This window comes from Reyranella sp. CPCC 100927 (assembly GCF_007859315.1).
Classification (GTDB): Bacteria; Pseudomonadota; Alphaproteobacteria; order Reyranellales; family Reyranellaceae; genus Vineibacter.
In genome coordinates this window covers 1,041,049-1,063,238 of the sequence record NZ_VOHA01000001.1, presented here as the reverse complement: position 1 = coordinate 1,063,238, position 22,190 = coordinate 1,041,049, and the positions used below count along the sequence as shown (strand labels likewise).

The window sequence follows — 22,190 nt, the reverse complement described above, 5'->3', positions numbered from 1 at the left end:
TCATGCAAACATCACGAGAGATGCCCGCACAAGTCATGCAGCCGCGCCGCCTGCGGCGTTTAGACCGCCGCGCGGCGGTCGCCAAGCGGGCGTGATGTCGCTGATGGGGACAGGCTGGTGCCGGTGCCCGCCGCGCGATAGACGAGCCGCCCATGAACCTCGCCCTCTATCAGCCGGACATCGCGCCCAACGTCGGCGCCATGCTGCGCCTCGCCGCCTGCCTCGGCGTGAGCGTCGATCTCATCGAACCCTGCGGCTTTCCCGTCGACGATCGCCGCCTGCGGCGAGCCGGCATGGACTACATCGACCACGTGCGGCTGGTGCGCCACAGTTCGTGGGACGCGTTTCAGCGGACGCGCGGGCCTGGCCGCCTGATCCTGCTGACGACGGCGGGCGACCACCAGTTCCCACAGTTGGCGTTCCGCGCCGATGATACGGTGATGGTGGGCCGCGAAAGCGCCGGCGTGCCGTCGGATGTCCACGCCGCCGCCGATATCCGCCTGCGGCTGCCGATGCAACATGGCCTGCGCTCCCTCAATGTGACCCTCGCCGCGGCAATGGTATTGAGCGAAGCGCTGCGCCAGACAGACGGATATGCTGCACTGACATGACCGCCCAGACACCCGCCGCCAACCCCGACCGGAGCCCCGTCGCCCAGCCATCACCGCTGGGCAGCGACATCGAGAGCCGCAAGCAGGCGGCGCGCGCCTGGTTCGAAGGGCTGCGCGACCGCCTCTGCGCTGCCTTCGAGACCCTGGAAGACGCGTTGGCAGGCACCTTCCGCGAGTTGCCGCCCGGACGCTTCGAGCGCAAGGCATGGCAGCGCGCCGGATCTCCCGACGATCACCAGGATGGTGGCGACCGCGGCGGCGGCATGATGTCGATCATGCGCGGCCGCGTGTTCGAGAAGGTCGGCGTCAACGTTTCCACCGTCCACGGCGAATTCTCGCCCGAGTTCCGCCAGCAGATCCCCGGCGCGGCGCAGGATCCGCGCTTCTGGGTGTCCGGCATCTCCCTGGTGGCGCATATGCGCTCGCCGCACGTGCCGGCGGTGCACATGAACACCCGCTTCGTCGTCACCACCCGGGCCTGGTTCGGCGGCGGCGCCGACCTGACGCCGATCGTCCCCGACACCGGCGACACCGCCGCTTTCCACGGCGCCCTGCGCGGCGCCTGCGATCGCTTCGATCCTGCCTACTACCCGCGCTACAAAGCGTGGTGCGATGACTACTTCTTCCTGCCCCACCGCGGCGAGCCGCGCGGCGTGGGCGGCATCTTCTACGACTATCTCGACAGCGGCGACCGCGACCGCGATTTCGCCTTCACCCGCGCCGTGGGCGAGGCCTTCCTCGACATCTACCCCGCCATCGTACGACGCCATCAGGATGCCCCGTGGACCGAGGCGGAGCGTGAGCATCAGCTGCGCCGCCGCGGCCGCTATGTCGAATTCAACCTCCTGCATGATCGTGGTACCCGGTTCGGCCTGATGACCGGCGGCAACACCGAGGCGATCCTGATGACCATGCCGCCGGAAGTGAAGTGGTAGACCGCCTACCCGGCTTTACCCTCGCCACCGCCACGCGGTAGACTGCCATCAGGCAGTTTTTGCGTGGGAGGCATGGATGAGCTGGACACGGCGTGCGCTGACGGCAGCGCTGATCGCGACGACCCTCGCCGCCGGCGGCGCGGCCCTGGCCGCCGATGATCCGGTTAAGCCCGAGAAGCACCCGATCGAGCCGTTCGTGGGCGTGTATGCCGGCACGGGCGTGTCCGAACTGGTGGGCGGCAAGCAGTCCAAGGTGACGCAGCGCGACTACGACGTCGACGTCGCCAAGGACGGCGACAACTTCAAGGTGATCTGGTCGAGCATCGACTTCCGGGTCAACGACGGCCAGACCAACCCGAAGGCCCAGAGCCAGACCGTGGTGTTCCAGCCGACGGTGAACGGCAAGCTATTCAAGGGGCCGGAAGCCGACCTGATGCAGGGTCAGACCCAGTACTGGTCCAGCATCGACGGCAACGCGCTCACGGTCTACTCACTGACCATCAGCGAAAGCGGCGGCTACATCCTCAACGCCTGGACCCGCACGCTGCAAGGCAAGAACCTGCTGCTGGCCTTCCGCAGCACGGTCGATGGCGCGATCCGTCGCACGGCAACCGGGACCTTGGCCAAGAAACAATAACCAGCATCGATCGGTCATGAACGGCCCGCCGCATCGGCGGGCCGTTTGCGTATGGCGATGACCAAGCCGCACAGCCAGGGCAGCACGAGCTGCGCCAACAGCAGGATCGGCCACGGCGCGCCGTCCAGCAGCGCGTAGCGATCGAGGATCGCCTCGACACTCTCGCCGTAGGTGAGGCGGCCATAGACAGCGTCGAGCACCACTGTCGAGGTCGACCACAGGAGGCCGGCGACCAGCGCCCCGGCTTGCCAGGCCGGCCCCACGGTCCGGCGCGCATGGATCACGGCCATCAGCGCCACGTAGGGCAGCGGCAGCAGGACCTTGTACCAGGCCGCGTCGCGCGGACCGATCGCGGTGGCAATCAGCGTGTCGCCGATCGTGTGGTTGGCGACCAACAACACCGCGGTCGCCAGCCACAACACCAGCGCCAGCCCGGGCCGGATCATGCGCCCTCACCCAGATCGACGCGGCGACGCAACTCGGCCAGACAGGCGGCGCGATCGGCGGCGAAATCGTTGTCGATCCACCAGCCCTCGACGGCTGCCACCAGCGCGCCCACGCGGCGCCCCGCCGGCACGCCGGCCTTCAACACATCGCCGCCCGAGATCGGCAGCTCCGGTGGCGTCCAGGTCGTGGCCAACCGATAGGCTTCCCGCCATCCGCTATCCGCCAGCCGCATCAGGCGATCGACGTAGAGCGCGTTGCCGAGATGGTAGATCTGGCGGCGCATCATGGCCGGACCGTGCGCGACGTCGATCACCGGATCAATGGCCAGCATGACGGTCAACCGCAGAGACTCCTGCGTCGACAGCCGCAGGCGCTTGCCGATCACCGTGGCGTCTCCCGCCGTGCCGATGATCGCCGCAAGACGCCGCAGCCCATCCGACATCGCTGCCGCGCGTTCATTGGCAACGACACGCTGCAACAGCGCCGTGCCGTCATACTCGGGCAGCCAGTGCGCAAACAGGCCGCTGGCCGCCATCGTTTCGATCGTGCCGGCGGGATCGGCCGCCTCCAGCAGCTTCAGCAGTTCCTTGCGCACGCGTTCGGCGGACAGGTTGCGCAGCTTGTCGGCGGCCGCACGGCACGCCGCCAGGCCCGCAGCGTCGACCGGCGCCTGGCCGTACCAGGCGTAGAAGCGGAAGAAGCGCAGGATGCGCAGCACATCCTCGTCGATGCGAACGGCGGGGTCGCCGACGAAACGCACGCGGCCGGCGGCCAGGTCGCCACGCCCGTCGAAGAAGTCCCACAGGTTGCCCGACGCATCGCCGAACATGGCGTTGATGGTGAAATCGCGCCGCGCCGCATCGGCGCGCCAATCGTCGGTGAACGCCACGACGGCGTGGCGTCCGTCGGTCTGCACGTCACGACGCAGGGTGGTGATCTCGTAGGGACGGCCACCGGCAACCGCTGTGATGGTGCCGTGCTTCAGCCCGGTCGGAACCACCTTGATGCGCGCCCGTTCCAGGGCCTTGACGGCCGCTTCGGGTGGCCGATCGATGGCAAGATCGACATCGACGACAGCCTTCGCGCACAACGCATCGCGCACGCAGCCGCCGACGAAGCGCGCAGTGATACCGTCGTGCGCGAGCGCATTCAGCATGCGCTGGGTGCGCGGATCGCGCATCCATGGTTGGACATCGAGGCGGCCGTTAGGGCTCATGATGACTCTACCGTTCCCCCGGAAGGTGAGGGGTAACTGCTGCCCAGCAGCCCGCCCTTGCGGTCATCGATGAAATACAGCGACAGCACGCCCACGATGGCGAGCAGCAGGCCCGCGATCAGCAGGTTCGTCCACGGCAGGTCCTGCCACGCCGGCAGCGTGCCCTTGAGCTTGCGCTCGCGCTTGACGGCGACGGCCCATGCCCACAGGAAATAGAGGACGATCGGTCCGACCAGGGCGAGGACCAGAATCAGCGCGGCGCGCATGGGTTCACTCCGGCGTATCCGACAGAATCCGCCACAAGTTCTTGAGCATGCCGGCGGTGGCACCCCACACGTAGCGCTCTCCGTAGGGCATGGCGTAATACCGCCGCTCACGGCCCTGCCACGTGCGCGAATGGACGTGGTGATTGGCCGGATCGAGGAAGAAGTCCAACGGTACCTCGAAGATGTCCGCGACTTCCCGGGGATCGGGTTTCAGCTCGAACGGCGGCGCCACGAACCCGACCACGGGCGTGATCAGGAACCCGGTGCCGGTCACGTAGTTATCCAGGGAGCCGATGACATCCACATGATCGCGACCGACGCCGATTTCCTCCTCGGTCTCCCGCAGCGCCGTGGCGATGAGATCGGGATCCTCGATCTGTCGCCGGCCGCCGGGGAAGGCGATCTGGCCGGCGTGGCTGGGCATGTCGGCCGTGCGCTGTGTCAGCAGGACAGTGAGGCCGGTAGCGTGATCGACCAGCGGCACCAGGACGGCGGCCGGTCGCAGGTTTTCGGGCGGCCGGTCGGCGTTGTTCAGGGCAAAATCGCTGCCGACATAGGGCGGCGGCACCACCCGGCCGGCGGCAATCGCATCGTTGCGGGCTTGCAACCGCCGCCGCACGTCATCACGTGTCATTGTCATGCCTTCGCCTGATTCCCGCGGTCCCATAGTCGTGATACCCGCGCAATCGTCATTTGATGGATGGCGCGTGGTTTGCAATTTTCCATCTGATCGTCCGCGTGCAGTTTTCGGCGTCGAGTGCGATACAGTTCCCTGATCACCTGACGTGCCGCGACGCCGACGGCGTCCGCCCAGAACCCTGGAGTCTCCGCGTGCAAACCGACCTCCCGCCCCCGTTCACCGGCGCCCCTACCGATCCCGAAGCCGTGCTGCGGGACATCGAGGCGCTGGGCGGCAAGCTGCGTGCCGTCCGCGACAGCGTCGGCAAGGTCATATATGGCCAGAGAGACGTTATCGATCAAACACTTATCGCGCTCCTCTCGGGCGGCCACCTGCTGCTGGTCGGCCTGCCGGGCCTGGCCAAGACCAAACTGGTCGAGACCCTGGGCACTGTCCTGGGCCTGGATGCACGTCGCGTGCAATTTACACCCGACCTGATGCCGGCCGACATCCTGGGGTCGGAGGTGCTCGAGGAGGACGCCGCCGGCCGCCGCGCCTTCCGGTTCATCCCGGGGCCGGTGTTCGCCCAGCTGCTGATGGCCGACGAAATCAACCGCGCCAGCCCCCGGACCCAGTCGGCCCTGCTGCAGTCGATGCAGGAATACCACGTGTCGGTGGGCGGCAAGCGCCATGACCTGCCGCGGCCGTTCCACGTGCTGGCGACCCAGAACCCGCTGGAGCAGGAAGGCACCTACCCCCTGCCCGAAGCACAGCTCGACCGCTTCCTGTTGCAGGTCGACGTCGGCTATCCCGACGAGGCCGCCGAGCGCCAGATGATGATCGTCACCACCGGTTCGCGCCAGCCGCAGGCCGAGCGCGTGCTGACCGCAGCCGACCTGCAATCGGCCCAGGCGCTGATCCGCCGCGTGCCCATTGGCGACAAGGTCGTCGATGCGATCCTGACCCTGGTCCGCGCCGGCCGCCCCGACAGCACCGACCTCGACGACATCAAGAAGCATGTCGCCTGGGGCCCCGGCCCGCGCGCCAGCCAGGCTCTGATGCTGGCCTCGCGGGCGCGCGCCGTGCTGCAGGGCCGCCTGGCGCCGTCGATCGACGATATCGTCGCGCTGGCCGGCCCGGTGCTGCGCCACCGCATGGCGACGAACTTCGCCGCCCGCGCCGAGGGCGTTACCGTCGACAGCGTCATCGGCAAGCTCTGCGCCAAGCTGGCGTAAAGGCGCTCCATGGCCGCTGCCGCCACCTCCTCTCTCACCGACGCCGCCCGGCTCGCCTCGGCGCTGCCGCCGCTGCTGGTCGCTGCCCAGCGCGTGGCCTCGACCGTGATGCAGGGCGTGCACGGACGGCGGCGTGTCGGCCAGGGCGATGCCTTCTGGCAGTTCCGCCAGTACCGGCCCGGTGACGCCATCAACCGCATCGACTGGCGCCAGACCGCCAAGAGCCGCGCGGTCTATGTCCGCGAGACCGAGTGGGAGGCGGCCGCCAGCGTCTGGCTGTGGCGCGACGGCTCGCCGTCGATGGACTTCGCCTCGGGCCGCAATGTTCCCAAGAAGAAGCATCGCGCCGAGGTGCTGCTGCTGGCGCTGTCGACCTTGCTGGTCGATGCCGGCGAACGCGTCGCCCTGCTGGGCGGCAACGATCGCCCTTCGTCGGGCCGGGCGGTGCCCCGGCGGCTGGTCGGCACACTGAGTGACAATGCCCTGCTGGGCGCCAACGAAAGCACGCCGCCGCGCGTGCCGCTGCCGGCGCACGGCCACGTGGTGCTGATCGGCGATCTGCTCGACCCCCTGGAGCAGATCGAGGCCGTCGTGCGCCACTATGCCGCGCACGGCGTTCACGGACATTTGGTGCAGGTGCTCGATCCGGCGGAGGAAGACCTGCCGTATGATGGGCACGTGAAGTTCTCCGGACTCGAGCGCGAGGGCGACCACACGATCCGCAAGGTCGAGGCCGTCCGCGAGGCCTATCAGGCGCGCCTGGTGGCGCAAAAGGAAGGACTGCAGCGCATCGCACAATCGGTGGCCTGGACCTGGCGCCCGCACCGCACCGATCGTTCGCCCGAAACGGCGCTGCTGTCGCTCTACATGGCGATGGCGGATACCGGGAGGCGGGCGTGAAGGGCCGGTTGTTGTTTTTCCTCCCCCACTGCGTGGGGCAGGGAGTAACGTCATGCTGAGCCTGGGCGCCCTGGCGTTCGCCACGCCGTGGATGTTGTCGCTGCTGGTGGCGCTGCCGGTGATCTACTGGCTGCTGCGGCTGCTGCCGCCGGCGCCCAAGCTGGTGCAGTTCCCCGCCATCCGCCTGCTGCTGGGGCTGGAGCCGCCGCAACGGACGCCCGTGCGCATTCCGCTGTGGCTGCTGATCCTGCGCCTGCTGCTGGTGAGCCTGCTGATTCTCGCGCTGGCCCGGCCGCTGCTCAACCCGGCGGCCGAGTTGGGCGGCCAGGGCCCGCTGGTGCTGGTGATCGACGACGGCTGGGGCGCGGCGCCGAACTGGAGCGTGCTGCAACGCCACGCCGAGCGCCTGACCGAGCGCGCCGAGCGCGCCAACCGCCCGGTGGCGATCGTGTCGACCGCGCCATCGGCGTTGGACGAAGCCCAGGCCAAGCGCGGCCTGCTGCGGCCCGAGGAAGCGCGCGCGGCGCTGCGGGCGCTGAAGCCCAAACCGTGGCCGACCGACCGCAACGCTGCCATGGCCGAGCTCGAGAAGCTGCGCCTGCCGACGCCGGTCCATATCGTCTGGCTGAGCGACGGCCTGGACAGCAAGGATCTGCGCAGCGCCGCCGAGCGGGCGCTGAAGATGGGCTCGCTGGAAGTCGTGCAGCCCGAGTCGTCGCGCGTCGCGCTGGTCCTGCTGCAGCCGGAGGCCGGCGGACGCGAACTCAAGGTCAAGGCGCTGCGCGCATCGGGCGACGGACCGCGGCGCATCGCGGTCCAGGGCTCGGACGACCGCGGCGCCATCGTGGCACGCACCATGCTGGATTTCGCGCCCACCGCCACCGAGGCGACGGCCACCATCGACACGCCGACCGAATTGCGCAACCGCATCGCGCGGCTCGACATCGAGGGCCAGTCGAGCGCCGGCGCCGCCGTCCTGCTCGACGAACGCTTCCGCCGCCGGCCGGTGGGCATCGTGGGCGAGCGCCAGACCGCGAGCGGCCAGCCGCTGTTGCAGGAGGTCTTCTTCCTGGAGCGCGCGCTGGAGCCCTATGCCTCGGTCACGATCGGCGATCGCGCCGCGCTGCTGGGCCAGCGCATGGCGATCCTGCTGGTCCCCGACGGCGCCTCGCCCGGCCCCGAGGATCGCGCGGCGATGGCGGACTGGATCGAGAAGGGCGGCGTGCTGGTGCGTTTCGCGGGGCCGCGGCTGGCGGCCACGGAAGACGACACCCTGATACCGGTGAAGCTGCGCCTGGGCGACCGCGCGCTGGGCGGCGCCATGAGCTGGGGCCAGCCCGCGACCCTGGCCGAGTTCCCGGCCACCAGCCCGTTCGCCGGCCTGACGGTTGCCCCCGACGTGCGTATCCAGCAGCAGGTGCTGGCCGAACCCGGTCCCGACGTCGCCGACAAGACCTGGGCGCGCCTGACCGACGGCACGCCGCTGGTCACCGGCGAGAAGCGCGGCCAGGGCTATCTCGTGCTGGTGCACACCACGGCCAACACCGGCTGGAGCAACCTGGCGCTGTCGGGCATGTTCGTCGACATGCTGCAACGACTGGTCCAACTGAGCCGCGGTGTCGCCGGCGACGGTGTCGCCCAGCAGCTGAAGCCGTGGCGGGCCCTGGATGGCTACGGCAAGCTGGTGGCGCCGGCGCTGGGCACCCTGCCGCTGCCGCCGGATGCCCTGCAGACGTTTCGGCCGCGGCCGGTGACGCCGCCGGGCCTCTATGGCGATCAGTCGGCGCAGGTAGCGTTCAACCTCGGCGGGCGCGTCGACGCACCGGCCCCGCTCGGCAGCCTGCCCGGCGGCGTCGCCACCGACCGGCTTTCCGAGGAAGGCGAGACCGATCTCAGCCGCTGGTTCCTGGCCGCGGCGCTGGCACTGCTGCTGCTCGACTTCCTGATCGCGCTGCTGCTGCGCGGCCTGTTGCCGATGCCGGGGCGTCGCCTGGGCCGTGCAGCGACCGCCATCGTGATGGCGGTCGGCATCGCCGCTGGCGCGACACCGGGCGAGGTCCAGGCGCAGCAGCCGCAGCCCAAGCCGGCGCCGCAGCCCAAGCCGGCGCCGCAGTCCAAGCCGCCGCAGCAACAGCCCACACCGCCGCGACCGCAACCGCCGCCGCAAGCCAAGCCCGCCGACGATGCGATCCTGCGCGCGACCCTGGAAACACGGCTGGCCTACGTGATCACCGGCAACCGCGAGGTCGACGAGGTGAGCCGCGCCGGCCTGGAGGGCCTGGGCGAGATCCTGCGCGCGCGCACCTCGGTGGAACCGGGCGAGCCCATCGGCGTCGACATCGAAAAAGACGACCTGCGGCTCTATCCGTTCGTCTACTGGCCGATCACGCCGGACCAGCCGGCGCTGTCGACGGCCGCCGCCGCCAACGTCGACCGTCACATGAAATCGGGCGGCATCCTGTTCTTCGACACGCGCGACCAGCACATCACCCTGGGCCGCGGCGGCACCAACGTCGACCTCAAGCGCCTGCTGCGCGCCGTTGACGTGCCGCCGCTGGTCGCCATGCCGCAGGATCACGTGCTGACCAAGTCGTTCTACCTGCTGTCCGACATGCCGGGCCGCTGGGCCGGCGGGCGACTGTGGATCGAGGCCGGCAACGGGCGCATCAATGACGGCGTCGCCGCCATCATCGTCGGCGCCAACGACTATGCCGGCGCCTGGGCCATGGAGTCGGCCGGACGCGGCATGTTCCCGGTGGCGCCCGGCGGCGAGAACCAGCGCGAGATGGCCTACCGCTTCGGCGTCAACGTCGTGATGTACGCGCTGACCGGCAACTACAAGGACGATGGCGTTCATCTGAACGATATCATGCAGAGGCTGCGTCGATGACCTCCAGCGCCAGCATCGCCTTCGATCCGCTGCTGCCGTGGGAAGTGCTGCTGCTCTTCGGCGTGATCGGCATCGTGATCGCCGTCGCCGGCCTGATGCGCCGCGCCACCGGCGTGCTGTGGCGCATCGCCGCCGTCGCCGTCGTGCTGGCGGCGCTGGCCAACCCGTCGCTGGTCGAGGAAGAGCGCCGCGGCATCGACGACGTGGCACTGATCGTGGTCGACGACAGCGACAGCCAGTCGATCCATGACCGCCGTGCCCAGGTCACCGCCGCGCGCGAGGCGCTTCGCAAGCGCCTGGGCACCTTGCAGGGCCTGGAGATCCGCGAGGTGGTGCTGCCGCCCAACAGCCTGCAGCTGGGCAGCGAGAGCCTGGGCGGCACGCGCCTGATCGGCGCCCTGCGCAACGCCCTGGTCGACATCCCGCGCGAGCGGCTGGCCGGCATCATCCTGATCACCGACGGGCAGGTGCACGATGTGCCCAACCCGATCCCGCCCGAGCTGGCGACGGCGCCGACGCATGTGCTGCTGAGCGGGCGCAAGAACGAGGCCGACCGGCTGCTGGTGCTGGAGCAGGCGCCCAAGTTCGGCGTCGTCGGCAAGAGCGTCACCGCCAAGTTCCGGGTCGACGATTCGGCACCGGGCGCCAAGGGCCCGGCCCCGGTCAGCATCACCGTCGGCAGCGAACAGCCGCTGCGGCTGAACGCACCGATCGGCCGCACCATCGAGGTCGAGATCCCGATCACCAACGGCGGCGCCAACGTCGTGCAGGTCGAGGTGGCGCCCGGCACGCAGGAATTGACCCTGGAGAACAACCGGGCGCTGTTCGTGGTGAACGGCGTGCGCGATCGCCTGCGCGTGCTCTTGGTCTCGGGCGAGCCCTATCCCGGCGAGCGCGCCTGGCGCAACCTGCTGAAGGGCGATCCCGCCGTCGACCTGGTGCATTTCACCATCCTGCGCACGCCGTCGAAGGACGATTTCACGCCGACGCGCGAGCTGTCGCTGATCCAGTTCCCGATGCGCGAGCTGTTCGACCTGAAGCTGAAGGAATTCGACCTGATCGTGTTCGATCGCTACGAGACCGGCTCGATCATCACGCGCGAGTACTTCGGCAACATCGCCAACTATGTACGCGGCGGCGGCGCGCTCTTGCTGTCGGTGGGCCCGGTCTATGCCACGCAGCGCTCGATCTACCGCACGCCGCTGGGTGCCGTGCTGCCGGCGCCGCCCGCCGGCGACGTGATCGAACGCGGCTTCAAGCCCAAGCCCACCACCCTGGGCGATCGCCATCCGGTGACCGCCGAGCTGCCGCAGGCCGGTGCTCCGGCGCCGATCGATGCCCCGGCCGACATCCAGCGCCAGGAGCCGAGCTGGGGTCGCTGGTTCCGCCTGGTGCCGGCGCGCGCCGAGAAGGGCGTCACGGTGCTGTCGGGCGCCGACGACAGGCCGCTGGTGGTGCTCGACCGCGTCGGCGAGGGCCGCGTGGCGCAGATCCTGTCGGATCATCTGTGGCTGTGGAACCGCGGCATCGAGGGCGGCGGGCCGCAGGCCGAACTGGTGCGCCGCGTCGCGCACTGGCTGATGAAGGAGCCGGACCTCGAGGAGGAGGCGCTGCGTGCCAACGCACACGGCGGCCGCATCGAGATCAAGCGCCAGACCTTGGCCGACTCGTTTTCGCCGGTGGTGATGACGGCGCCGGACGGCTCGAGCCGCACCATCACGCTGAACACCATCGCGCCCGGCCGCGCGACGGCCACCATCCAGGTCGACAAGCCCGGCCTCTACAAGTTCGACGACGGCAAGCTCAAGACCGTGGCCGCGGTGGGCAACCCCGACCCGCTGGAGTTCTCCGACGTGCGCGCCACCGCCGCCAAGATGAAGCCGCTGGCCGACGCCGCGGGCGGCGGCGTGATCTGGCTCGCCGACGTGCCCGATCCCGATGTCCGGCGCGTCGCGGCCAACCGCATCGCCTATGGCGACTCGTGGATTGGTCTGCGCCGCAACGAGAGCTACGCCGTCACCGGCGTGAACCGCTATCCGCTGTTGCCCGGCCTGGTGATCGCGCTCGCCTTCCTGCTGGGCATCGGGCTCGCCTGGTTCCGCGAGGGCAAGTAGACGCTTCTCACCGCGTGGCCTTGGTGTGAGCAAAGGTCGCGGCAGAAAGGGCAGATACGGCCAGAAAGTCGTTTCTGCGGCTGATCTCCGTGGGTTGGCGCCCTGCCGGCCGATGGGCCAGCGGACGGCAGATAGCGGCCAGTAACGGCCAGAAAGGCGATCGGTCATGGCCGACGCCTCGACAGAGTTCTCCGCCGGCGACGCCGACCACAAGGAGCGAAACGGCACGTGCTTTCGCTGGGAGCGCGCCGCTCCAGTGGCGCATTGGCGCGGACGCCAAATCATGATCTGGCCCTTCGGGCCAGTGCGCCACTGGAGTGGCGCGCTCCCAGCGAAGACGCCCGTTCAGTCCGTCCCAGGACTGCCCCGGCGGCAGGCGCGCTTCTCGCGCCTCATTCTTATATTATATTCTTTATAAAAGAACAATCAGAATCTGCAGGGCCGGCCGCCGCTATTTCAGCACTGCCTGGATCTCGGCCTTGGAAGCCATCTCGCGGGCAGTCTTGCCGGACTGGCTCTTGAGGGTCCTGTCGGCACCGGCTTTCAGCAGCGCCTGCACGACGGCCGCATCCTCATCGGCCGAGGCTGCCATATGCAACGGCGTCCAGCCGTCATAGTCGCCGCGCGCGTTGACCTGGGCACCTTTGGACACCAGCAGATCGATCATCGCTGCGGGGCCGAAATAAGCCGCCGTGTGCAGCGGTGTCCATCCTTCCTGGGTCTTGAGGTTCACATCGGCGCCGCAGGCGATCATCGCCGTGACTACGCCCATCTTCCGGTCACGCACGGCGATCGAAAAATTCGTGTCGCCGCCCGAATCACGGCCGGCCGGATTGAGCTTCCGGCATTCCGCTGCCGACGGCGGCGCTGCAGTGGCCGACGGCGCCGTGAGCATGACGCCCATCAGCACCAGCGTGCATCCCGTAACTGCATACCGCCACGCTGCGGCCACTGTTTTCGTGTTTTGCATGACCATGACTCGAACCCTGCTTGCGATGCCGACGCGTCAGCGTCCTAGCACACGGCATCGCTGCTGCCAGTGCGTCACAGCGCGGCCGATCTGGAACGCTCGCCGCATCCACGCCACAGCGTGACAGAGGAGCCTGTCGTGGAACCACGGTGCAGATGCCGTCCGCTCTTCTCCCGGGTTTCCCCGGCCGGCGTCCTTCTTGCACTCATCGTGGCGGGCTGCTCGGCGGACTCGCAGGATCGTGTCGAGGCTGAGGTGAATCGGCTGGTGCAACCGGGGATGCCGCTCACCACAGCAGCATCGGCACTGACCAGCGCCGGGTTCACGTGCGGCAGCAACGATCTGGCATACATCGAGCCGGCAGATGTGCTCTGCACGCGCGAACGAAGCCACCGCATCTTGGCAACCTGTATTCATCGCGTTTTCATTGTCGGGAACGCTGCGAAGGTCGCTCGCGTGAGCGTACCGCCGCCCCTCTGTGCCAGCCTGTAGTCGTCCAGGCCCACCACCGCCCACGAGCCGTATCACACGGCAGCAACGCACATCGGATCAACTGGCCGACTGCTGGATCGTTTCAGCGCCCTGATTCAGGTCCACGCTGGGTGCGATTTAGACCTCTGGGTGTTGAACGGCAGGCATAGTTCTACTGGCTCGATGCAAAACAGATTGGCGCATCGCGGCGTTCATTCCATGCAATGGGGTCGGCCTGACCATTCTTCCTTTTCCCCGGGGCAGGCCGACCCCCTTATTTCTTTCCTCGGCCTTCGTCGTTGCCGGGCTTGAGAGCGGCGCCGCCGTGTTGAAGTTCACGGCGGCAGGGGGGCGCGGCAGGCGACGAGCGACTTTCCGCCGTGATGATCTGAAGACCGCTGAAAGATTCCTCGCGGCGCTCGAAACGATGGTGACCAGCCAGCGCAGCGCCGGCCGGATCGACTTACATGCGCTGTCAGTCCGTGTCCGCCGCGCTACGCCGGCTTGGCGCCGCTTCTGGCCGGTGTGCTCCTTGAGACACGGCGTGACGGCGCCCGCGCCTGGCGTCTCGACGGCGATTTGATTCGTTGCGTCTTGTCATTGCTCGCCACGGCCAGCATTTCGTCGAACAGCACGTCCCACGCCTTCTGGTTCACCTCCATCAAACCCAAGGCCCTGAGCAGGAAGGCGCCTTCGCAGGCGAGAAAAGCCACCGCCAATTTCCTGTGCGCCGGGTTCGTCAAATCCAGCCGCGCCATTCGCTTGTTGTACCAGTCGCGTGTGGCGGCAACCTGATCGGGCGCTTCCAGCAGGGCCGTCATCATGACGGCGGCGCGCGAGTGATCGGCCTCGTCGCTGTCCTGCGTCACGGCCAGATGCGCGTCGATCTCCGCAGCCGGTGACGGGTCGGGGCCGGCACGATCCCTCACCTCGACCTCGAACACGTCACTCCAGCGCGTGATCATGGCCCGGATCAGGTTCTCCTTGGTGCCAAAGCAGTATTGAACCCCACCCTTGGTGATGCCTGCCGCCTTCGCCACCGCGTCGAACGTCAGCCGCGACGCACCCACCTGCATCACGATCGCCTCCGCGGCGTCGAGAACCTTGTCGCGATCGATGCTGCGCGGCCGTCCTGCCATTCCACCCCTTCAATTTCAATACGTACGTATTTATATAGGTGCGGCAGGGCACGCCTGCAACGCGTTTGTTACTGAAGGATCATGCTCCATGTCGTCCGGCAGCCGTTGGCTGGTACTGGCTGTTGTTTCCAGTGCGCTCTTCCTGATCGTCGTCGATATGACGGTGCTCTACACCGCGCTGCCCACGTTGACCCACGACCTTGCCGCCACGGCGATCGAGAAGCTCTGGATCGTCAACGCCTATCCGCTGGTGGTCGCCGGCCTGCTGCCCGGTCTCGGCGCATTGGGCGACCGGCTGGGCCACAAGCGCATGTTCCTGAGCGGCCTGGCTGTCTTCGGACTCGCATCGCTGGGCGCCGCCTTTTCGCCGACCGCCGCGATGTTGGTCGCGGCGCGCGTGCTGCTGGCGGTCGGCGCGGCGATGATGATGCCCGCCACGCTGTCGTTGATCCGCCTGACGTTCACCAATGACAGGGAGCGCGCCTTCGCGATCGGCATCTGGTCAGCGGTCGCCTCGGGCGGCGCGGCACTGGGGCCTGTCGTTGGCGGGGCGCTGCTTGAACATTTCTGGTGGGGCTCGGTCTTCCTGATCAATGTGCCGGTGGTGATCGTGGCGCTGATGGCCGGCGCGGCACTGATCGCGAGCCGTCCGGGCAACAGCAATCAGCCCTGGGATCTGGTCGGCTCCATCCAGGCGATGATCGGACTGATCGGCCTGACCTACGCCGTCAAGGAGTTCGGCAAGCGCGACCCGTCCTGGCTGGCTGCTGGGATCGCGTTCGCCGTCGGCCTTGCTGCCATGACCGTCTTTGTGCACCGCCAGCTGAGCAGCCGGACGCCCCTGATCGACTTTTCACTGTTTGCCAATCCCCGCTTCTCGGCCGGTGTCGTGACGGCGCTGGTCGCTTCGGCGGCCTTGATCGGAATCGAACTGGCTTTCAGCCAGCGGCTGCAGCTGGTGCTTGGCCTGTCGCCCCTGGAGGCCGGGCTGTTGATCCTGCCGATCCCGCTCGCCGCATTCGTCGCCGGGCCGCTCAGCGGCCTGGCGCTGCCCCGCATCGGTGCCGAACGTCTGCTGTGGTCCTCTCTGCTGCTGATGGGCGCGGCTCTTGGCGTTTACCTTGTCACCTTCCAGGGTGCGCAATGGATGTGGGTCACCGCCATGTCCGCCATGGGGGTTGGCGTCGGCGGCGCGATGACGGCGGCATCGGGCGTGATCATGCTGTCGGCGCCCGAGGAGCGCGCCGGCATGGCGGCTTCCGTCGAGGAAGTCTCCTACGAGCTGGGCGGCGCGCTCGGCATCGCCATCCTCGGCAGCCTGATGTCGGCCCTCTATACCCGAGCGCTGGTTCTTCCCGAGGGGACCACATCGCGGGCGCGTGACAGCCTGGATGAAGCGCTTCTCATGGCGGAACAGCTGCCGGCCGCGCAAGCGGGCGAACTGACGACCCTCGCCCGCGCCGCCTTCGATCAGGCCTTTGTCGGCGTCGTCGGCGCCGCCGCCGCCCTGCTGATCGTCGTCGCGCTGATCGTCTGGCGCAGGACCAGGACAGCGTGACAGCGCCGTGTCGGCAAAACCGCCGCGCACCCATGAGGAACGCGAGACGACTCCGAATTGGACTGATCTTCAGCCGGCAAGCGCGTGGTGGTGGATTATCATCACGACACACGCATATGTTGTTCGTGCTGGGGCTGCAAAATGAAAGAGTCAGATCATCGGCGAGCGGCCCTGTTGAAACGCGCACGGGCTCTTCGACGACTGATCCAGAAACAGCGCAGCGACGGAACACCGACCGCATTCACCGAAGCCTTACTCAAGGAGGTCGACGACGCCTTGGATCTGTCAACGACACAGCGCGCACGGGGCTCAGGTGCCGCGCCGCCGCCGGACCGCCGGGCTCGCCGCCGCACACGTTCGACACGTTGAACGCACCTTGGCCACGTCAAATCGGTGTGATCGAGCGGAACTTCGGCGGGTGGTCGTTGGGGCGGCGCGGCTGGGCGCGCGCCAGCACCTCGATCAGGCGACGGCGGGTGTCGCGCGGGTCGATGACGTCGTCGATGCCGAAGCCTTCGGCGCCGCGCAGGGCGCCCACCCGCGTGCGGGTCTCGTCGATCATCTGCTGGCGGCGGGCCTGGGGATCTGCTGCGGCCTGGACCTCCTTGCGGTAGGCCACATCGATGGCGCCTTCGATCGACATGGCGCAGATCTCGGCGCTGGGCCAGGCGAACGCCGCGTCAGCCGAAAAGCTGCGGCCACCGCACATCGCGAAATAGCCCAGCCCATAGCCCTTGCGCAGCACCACCGAGATGCGCGGCACGCTGGCATGGCCCCATTCGTAGATCAGCTTGGCGCTGCGGCGACCCAGGTTGGTGCGCTCGGCACCGGAGCCGATGGCGAAGCCCGGCACGTCGATGAACGAGATCAGCGGCAGGCCGAAGGCATCGCACAGCGCGATGAAGTGGGCGCCCTTGTCGCAGGCATTGGCGTCGATCATGCCGCCCAGGCGCAGGGCCTGGTTGGCGATCAGGCCGACCGGCCGTCCATCCAGCCGCGCGAACGCCGTCACCAGGTTGCCGGCAAAGGTCGGCTTGATCTCGAACACGCTGCCGGTGTCGGCGATCAGCGCCAGAACCTTGCGCACGTCGTAGGCCTTGCGGGTGGAGACCGGCACGAGATCGAGGATGGCATCGCCGACGGGCCCGGCCGGCTGATCGCATGATGTGATCGCCGCTGCCGCGCGCGCATTACCGGGCAGATAGGACAGGAAGCGACGCGCCGCGGCGAAGGCTGCGTCCTCGTCGGTGACACCCAGATCGGCGAGGCCCTGCTTGTCGACCTGGATCTCAGCGCCGCCCAGCGCCAGCGTGTCGATGTCCTCGCCGGTCGCCGCCTTGACCAGTGCCGGGCCGGCCAAGCCCATGGTCGACAGCCCGCGCACCATCACGACGAAGTCGGCGAGGCCGGCGTAGTTGGTGGGACCGGCAAAGCCGGCGCCCAGCATGAGCGCCACGACAGGAATCCAGCCCGAGGCGCGCGCCATGTCGTGGAACATGCCGTTGGCATGAGCGAAATGGCGTGCGTCCTGGCCGTCCTGGATGCGATGGCCACCACCGTCCAGGATGAAGACCAGCGGCAGGCCCGACGTGACGGCGATCTGCACGGCGCGCCGTGTCTTGGCACTGCCCAGCTTGCCGATGCTGCCACCGAAGACCGAGAAATCCTGCGACAGCACCATGACCGGCCGGCCATCGATGCGGGCCGTGCCCACCACCACGCCGTCGGCCGGCGAGCGGGCTCGGTTGTCGGCACCGCTACCCTGCTCGTCATCCTCGGCCACCAGTCCGCCGATCTCGGTGAAGGAGCCCGGATCGACCAGGCGCGCCACGCGCTCGCGCGCACTCAGCTTGCCGCGCGCATGCAGCTTGTCGATGGCGGGGGCACGGGCCGAGTCGTCGAGCGTCGCGCGGGCGGCGGCGATGCTGTCGATCAGGTCGCGCATGGTCTTGTCGGGGTTTGTCATCGATGCCTCTTGAATCTCTCCCCACGCAGTGGGGGAGGTGGCCGTTTCGGTACTTCGACGCTTTGCGTCGAAGTACCTGAGCCGGAGGGGGAGCCCACGTGGTCCTCGTGACATGGACCACGTCGGCTCCCCTCCGCCCTTCGGGCACCTCCCCAGCAAAGCTGGGGAGGAAGATTGACGTCAATGCGTTGTGGCGCCCGCCGCAGCCAGGGCCTTGGCCTTGGCGCTGGCCATGTTGTAGGTGCGGTGCATCATGATGCGCTGGGCGTTCAGCCCGCCGCCGGCCTGCAGGGCGACCACGAACTGCCAGCCGCCATAGGCGTCGGCCGTGAGGTCGCGGATCAGGTTGTAGACCCGCATGCGCGTCTCGGCCTCGACGCCGGGCACGCTGCGCAGGTACTTGCGCAGATACTGGCCCGATTCCTCGTTCCTGAAATCGGCTTCCAGCGGCAGGGTGATCACCAGGCCGCCGCCCAGGTCGTGCACGTAGCGCATCATCTGGTGGTAGTTGGCGGCGTAGTAGTATTTGGCGACGTTCACCGCCAGCACGTTGGGATGGATCATGCCCGACGGCGTGCGCTCGTAGTGGCTGCAGGCATAGTCCAGGCTCATGCGCAGCATCTCGGCGTAGCTGATCAGCTCGGCCACCGAATTCTGCGCGATGGGATCGCGATCCTTGCCCTGCTGCTCGGTCACCAGCTGCGCCAGACCGACGAAAATCTCAGCCATGCGCACGGCTTCGACCAGCCCACCGGTGCGCTCCCACAGGCCCAGCGACTGCGCGAAGATGCTGGCGAGCTGCACCTCGCCGGCGAGGAACACGCGATCCCACGGCACGAAGACGTCGTCGAAGACGACGAACCCCTCGGGGATGCTGTGATGGGCGCTGGCCGGGTAGTCGAACTCATTGAGCTCGGCCGGCGCGAAGCTGCGGTTGATGATCTTGACGCCCTTGGTGTTGACCGGGATCGAAAACGACACGGCGTAGTCGGTCTCGTCCTGCCGCATGCCCTTGGTCGGCATCACCACCAGCTCGTGGCACAGCGAGGCGCCGGTGATGTGCAGCTTGGCGCCGCGCACCACGATACCCTCGTCCGTGCGCTTGACGATGCGCAGGTAGAGGTCGGGATCGTCCTGTTCGTGCGCCTTGCGCTTGCGGTCGCCCTTGGCGTCGGTGATCACCTCGGCGGCGCGCAGGTCGTTGTCGCGCGCATGGCGGTACATCGCCTCGATATTGGCGGCGTACTGCGGGTTCACCTTGGCGACCGCGTCCTTGACGCTCATCAGCGCCATGTAGACGCCGCTCACCAGACCGACGATCGAGGTGTGATACATCAGCTCGACGCGCTGGGCGAGATCGGCCTCGCTGCGCGGTACCTGGAAGATGCGGTGCGCACGCTCGCCGTTCTCGGCCACGAAGCTGCGCAACGCGGCGACCTTGGGGTCGTCGTACATATAGTCGCGCGATGCCACGGCGATCGGCACGCGAAAGCGTGGATGGGTGGTGATGTCGTCGATGCGCTCGCCGTCCCAATAGGTGACGCGCCCGTCGCGCAGGCTGGCGACATATTGCTCGGCGGTCTTCAGGCCCATCGTTTCCTCCTGTTCATTCCCTGGCTTCTACACTAGCATAACATAACTTATCTTATGGTCTGGCAATGACAAGCCGACAACGGATCCGGCGCAACGGCCGCCTCAGCCGACTAGACTGGCTCGAAGCCGGCCAGGAGATCCTCTGCGAAAACGGCATTGCCGGCCTGAAACTGGCGGCGTTGACGAAGCACCTGCGCGTCTCGACCGGCAGCTTCTATCACCACTTCACCGACTTCGAGGCCTACCTGAGTGCGCTGGCGGAGCACTTCACCGCCGACCAGGTCAGGGACGCGCTGCGGCAGGCGGCCGACGCCGATCCCCTGGCCCGAATGCGGCGCATCCGCAGCCTCAGCATCAAGACACGGCTGTTCCGGCTCGACTCGGCGATGCGCATCTGGGCCGCCACGGATGCCCGCGCCGCCGCGACCATGCGCAGTGCAGAACGCATCGTGCTGGCGTTCCTGGCCGAGGCCTTCCGCGACCTGGGCTACCCGCGCCACGAGGCGGCATTGCGCGCCCGCATCCTGCTGTCGACCAACGTGGCCCGCATCGAGGCCGCCTCGCCGCCGGCCGGCAAGCGTTTCTTCAAGGAGACGCTGTCGTTCCTGACGCGCGATGCACCGACGTTGTGAGAAGGTTCACCATAGAGGCACAGAGAGCACAGAGGGACAGAATGCGCGCCCTGGGAGCACGGCAGGTCTTCTCTGTGTTTCTCGGTGCCCTCTCTACTACTGACTTCCAGAATCGTCGCGCGCTGCGATGATTCTCCTTGCGGTGGTCCGGCCAGTGAATGCCGTCCTGGCGACGGCTGGGACCGCGCCGCTCCAGCGGCGCTCATGATCCGCCGCTGCGCGTCGGGGCGTCGCTGGAGCGACGCGGTCCGACCCGTCACTAGCGCCATCACGCACTCGCTTCGCCACACTTTGGTTGCGGCCAACGGCTGCGCTGTGCCGCGCTAGCACCGACGATCAGAGAAAGGTGATTCGCTGCCTGCTGTCGTCCCGAGCGCAACGAGGGACCGATGCACCGCACGCCATCTTCAGAAGATCCCTCGCTACGCTCGGGATGACAGTCCTGGTCCGTATCAGTCGCAGCTCGAGAGGGGGCGGGCGACTTCTTCCAGGGGGCGGCATTCGGACTGGATGCCGAGAATCAGCTCGACGATGGCGGCGATCACCATCAGCACACCGCCGAAGATGTAGCCCCACATCACCTCGGTGCGCGAGCCGGTCTCGATCAGGGCGCCGAACAGGGCCGGACCACCGATGCCGCCCAGTGCCGTGCCGAAGGCGTAGAAGATGGCGATGGCGATGGCGCGCACTTCCAGCGGGAAGCTCTCGCTGACGGTGAGATAGGCCGAGCTGGCGGCGGCCGAGGCAAAGAAGAAGATCGCGGTCCAGGCGATCGTGAGGCCCACCGAGTCGAGCATGCCCTGCTGGAACAGCAGGCCGCTGATCGCCATCAGGATGCCGGAGATGGCGTAGGTCGCCGCGATCATGGTCTTGCGGCCGATGGTGTCGAACAGCGAGCCCAGCAGCAGCGGCCCCATGAAATTGCTGATGGCGAACGGCAGCATGAACCAGCCGACGTCACCCGAGGCGATGTTGTAGAATTTGGTGAGGATCAGCGCATAGGTGAAGAAGATGGCGTTGTAGCAGAAGGCCTGCGCCGCCATCAGCGTAATGCCGAGCGTAGTGCGCCGCGGGTAGCTCACGAACAGCGAGCGCGCGATCTGCATCATGTCGACGCGATGGTCGCGCCATAGCCGCAGCGGCGGGCCGACCACCGGCGGCAATGGTCCGCACTGGCGCTCGACGCGCGCCTCGATACCGCGCACCACGCGGTCGGCTTCCTCGGGCTGGCCGTGCGTCATCAGCCAGCGCGGGCTTTCGGGCAGGAAGCGGCGCAGCACGATCACGACCAGGCCGATCACGCCGCCGATGATGAAGGCGCCGCGCCAGCCCTGCTCGGCCGACACGCCGTCGAGGTTCAGCGCGACCAGCGAACCGGCCGCGCCGATCGCAGCACCCAGCCAGTAGCTGCCGTTGACCACGAGATCGGTGTAGCCGCGGCGGCGGGCCGGGATCAGCTCCTGGATCGCCGAGTTGATGGCGGAATATTCACCGCCGATACCGGCGCCAGCGATGAAACGGAAGGCGGCGAACGACCAGAAATCCCAGGCGAAGCCGCTGGCCACCGTCGCCAGCGCATAAACCAGCACGGTAAGGGTAAAGAGTTTCTTGCGCCCCAGCCGGTCGGTGAGATGGCCGAAATACAGGGCACCCAGCACCGCCCCGGCCAGGTAGGCGCTGGCCGTCAGGCCGATCTCGGTGCTGGAGAGACGCAGCGAGGGACTTTCATGGATGGCGCCGGACAACGCGCCGACCAGGGTCACTTCGAGCCCGTCCAGGATCCAGGTGACGCCCAGCGCCGTGATCACCAGCCAGTGAAAACCGCTCCACGGCAGGCGGTCGAGCCGTGCCGGCACGTCGGTTTCGACGATCGCACCCTGGGTTTGCGTGCCCTGGGCGTGCGTGGTGGCAACGCGTTCCTGCACTGATCCCCTGACGGCAAGAGTTTCCCGCCTTCATATCAGGCGAAAGCAACTTTTCTGGCCCGGATG

At 67.9% G+C, this 22,190-nt stretch carries 18 protein-coding genes; 9 read left to right on the top strand and 9 right to left on the bottom strand.

Annotated features, from left to right (window positions below; translation table 11 throughout):
- Positions 1–152: 152 nt before the first annotated feature.
- From FQU96_RS04815 to FQU96_RS04805, 3 genes are all read left to right on the top strand, one after another.
- A complete protein-coding gene (locus FQU96_RS04815) occupies positions 153–611 on the top strand; it encodes a tRNA (cytidine(34)-2'-O)-methyltransferase (protein WP_146539674.1) in 459 nt (152 codons plus the stop codon).
- Positions 608–1,546, top strand: coding sequence for an oxygen-dependent coproporphyrinogen oxidase (gene hemF, locus FQU96_RS04810; protein WP_146539673.1), 939 nt, complete (start codon positions 608–610; stop codon positions 1,544–1,546). The genes FQU96_RS04815 and hemF overlap by 4 nt, the downstream gene beginning before the upstream one ends.
- Before the next feature lie 76 nt (positions 1,547–1,622).
- Entirely contained in the window at positions 1,623–2,183 is a 561-nt protein-coding gene (locus tag FQU96_RS04805; RefSeq protein ID WP_146539672.1) for a hypothetical protein, read from the top strand.
- 14 nt (positions 2,184–2,197) lie between these two features.
- On the opposite strand, the gene FQU96_RS04800 is transcribed toward FQU96_RS04805, so the two are convergent.
- From FQU96_RS04800 to FQU96_RS04785, 4 genes are read right to left on the bottom strand one after another with little or no spacing between them, the layout of a single operon-like run.
- Complete coding sequence (locus FQU96_RS04800; RefSeq protein WP_146539671.1) at positions 2,198–2,629, bottom strand: hypothetical protein; 432 nt, start codon at positions 2,627–2,629, stop codon at positions 2,198–2,200.
- Entirely contained in the window at positions 2,626–3,846 is a 1,221-nt protein-coding gene (locus tag FQU96_RS04795) for a CCA tRNA nucleotidyltransferase (protein ID WP_146539670.1), read from the bottom strand. The genes FQU96_RS04800 and FQU96_RS04795 overlap by 4 nt, the downstream gene beginning before the upstream one ends.
- Positions 3,843–4,112: a hypothetical protein gene (locus FQU96_RS04790; protein WP_146539669.1), complete on the bottom strand. Its 270-nt coding sequence runs from the start codon at positions 4,110–4,112 to the stop codon at positions 3,843–3,845. Before FQU96_RS04790 ends, FQU96_RS04795 begins: the two co-directional genes overlap by 4 nt.
- 4 nt (positions 4,113–4,116) lie before the next feature.
- Entirely contained in the window at positions 4,117–4,752 is a 636-nt protein-coding gene (locus FQU96_RS04785; RefSeq protein WP_178130311.1) for a CoA pyrophosphatase, read from the bottom strand.
- A 191-nt stretch (positions 4,753–4,943) separates the two neighbouring features.
- Between FQU96_RS04785 and FQU96_RS04780 the strand changes: the two genes are divergently transcribed.
- The 4 genes from FQU96_RS04780 to FQU96_RS04765 are packed head-to-tail and all read left to right on the top strand — an operon-like array spanning position 4,944 to position 11,870.
- Complete coding sequence (locus FQU96_RS04780) at positions 4,944–5,966, top strand: MoxR family ATPase (protein ID WP_255467848.1); 1,023 nt, start codon at positions 4,944–4,946, stop codon at positions 5,964–5,966.
- Between the two features lie 9 nt (positions 5,967–5,975).
- Positions 5,976–6,866 (top strand): DUF58 domain-containing protein, encoded by an 891-nt coding sequence (locus tag FQU96_RS04775; protein ID WP_146539667.1) that lies wholly within the window; start codon positions 5,976–5,978, stop codon positions 6,864–6,866.
- 52 nt (positions 6,867–6,918) lie between these two features.
- Positions 6,919–9,756 (top strand): DUF4159 domain-containing protein, encoded by a 2,838-nt coding sequence (locus FQU96_RS04770; RefSeq protein WP_146539666.1) that lies wholly within the window; start codon positions 6,919–6,921, stop codon positions 9,754–9,756.
- Positions 9,753–11,870: a hypothetical protein gene (locus tag FQU96_RS04765; protein WP_146539665.1), complete on the top strand. Its 2,118-nt coding sequence runs from the start codon at positions 9,753–9,755 to the stop codon at positions 11,868–11,870. The genes FQU96_RS04770 and FQU96_RS04765 overlap by 4 nt, the downstream gene beginning before the upstream one ends.
- Before the next feature lie 451 nt (positions 11,871–12,321).
- Here the strand turns inward: FQU96_RS04765 and FQU96_RS04760 are convergent, their stop codons facing one another.
- Together FQU96_RS04760 and FQU96_RS04755 are read right to left on the bottom strand one after the other, a co-directional pair.
- Positions 12,322–12,840: an ankyrin repeat domain-containing protein gene (locus FQU96_RS04760; protein WP_146539664.1), complete on the bottom strand. Its 519-nt coding sequence runs from the start codon at positions 12,838–12,840 to the stop codon at positions 12,322–12,324.
- A 965-nt stretch (positions 12,841–13,805) separates the two neighbouring features.
- A complete protein-coding gene (locus FQU96_RS04755; protein ID WP_146539663.1) occupies positions 13,806–14,450 on the bottom strand; it encodes a TetR/AcrR family transcriptional regulator in 645 nt (214 codons plus the stop codon).
- 88 nt (positions 14,451–14,538) lie between these two features.
- On the opposite strand from FQU96_RS04755, the gene FQU96_RS04750 reads away from it, so the two are divergent.
- Entirely contained in the window at positions 14,539–16,008 is a 1,470-nt protein-coding gene (locus FQU96_RS04750; protein ID WP_146539662.1) for an MFS transporter, read from the top strand.
- Between the two features lie 385 nt (positions 16,009–16,393).
- On the opposite strand, the gene FQU96_RS04745 is transcribed toward FQU96_RS04750, so the two are convergent.
- The gene (locus FQU96_RS04745) at positions 16,394–17,974 is read right to left on the bottom strand and encodes an acyl-CoA carboxylase subunit beta (RefSeq protein WP_178130310.1); all 1,581 of its coding nucleotides are present in this window, start codon (positions 17,972–17,974) and stop codon (positions 16,394–16,396) included.
- 180 nt (positions 17,975–18,154) lie between these two features.
- Positions 18,155–19,567, bottom strand: coding sequence for a 4-hydroxyphenylacetate 3-hydroxylase N-terminal domain-containing protein (locus FQU96_RS04740; protein ID WP_146539660.1), 1,413 nt, complete (start codon positions 19,565–19,567; stop codon positions 18,155–18,157).
- Between the two features lie 65 nt (positions 19,568–19,632).
- On the opposite strand from FQU96_RS04740, the gene FQU96_RS04735 reads away from it, so the two are divergent.
- Positions 19,633–20,199, top strand: coding sequence for a TetR/AcrR family transcriptional regulator (locus tag FQU96_RS04735; protein WP_146539659.1), 567 nt, complete (start codon positions 19,633–19,635; stop codon positions 20,197–20,199).
- Between the two features lie 452 nt (positions 20,200–20,651).
- Here FQU96_RS04735 and FQU96_RS04730 read toward each other — a convergent pair whose 3' ends face one another.
- Complete coding sequence (locus FQU96_RS04730; RefSeq protein ID WP_146539658.1) at positions 20,652–22,124, bottom strand: MFS transporter; 1,473 nt, start codon at positions 22,122–22,124, stop codon at positions 20,652–20,654.
- Between the last annotated feature and the right edge of the window lie 66 nt (positions 22,125–22,190).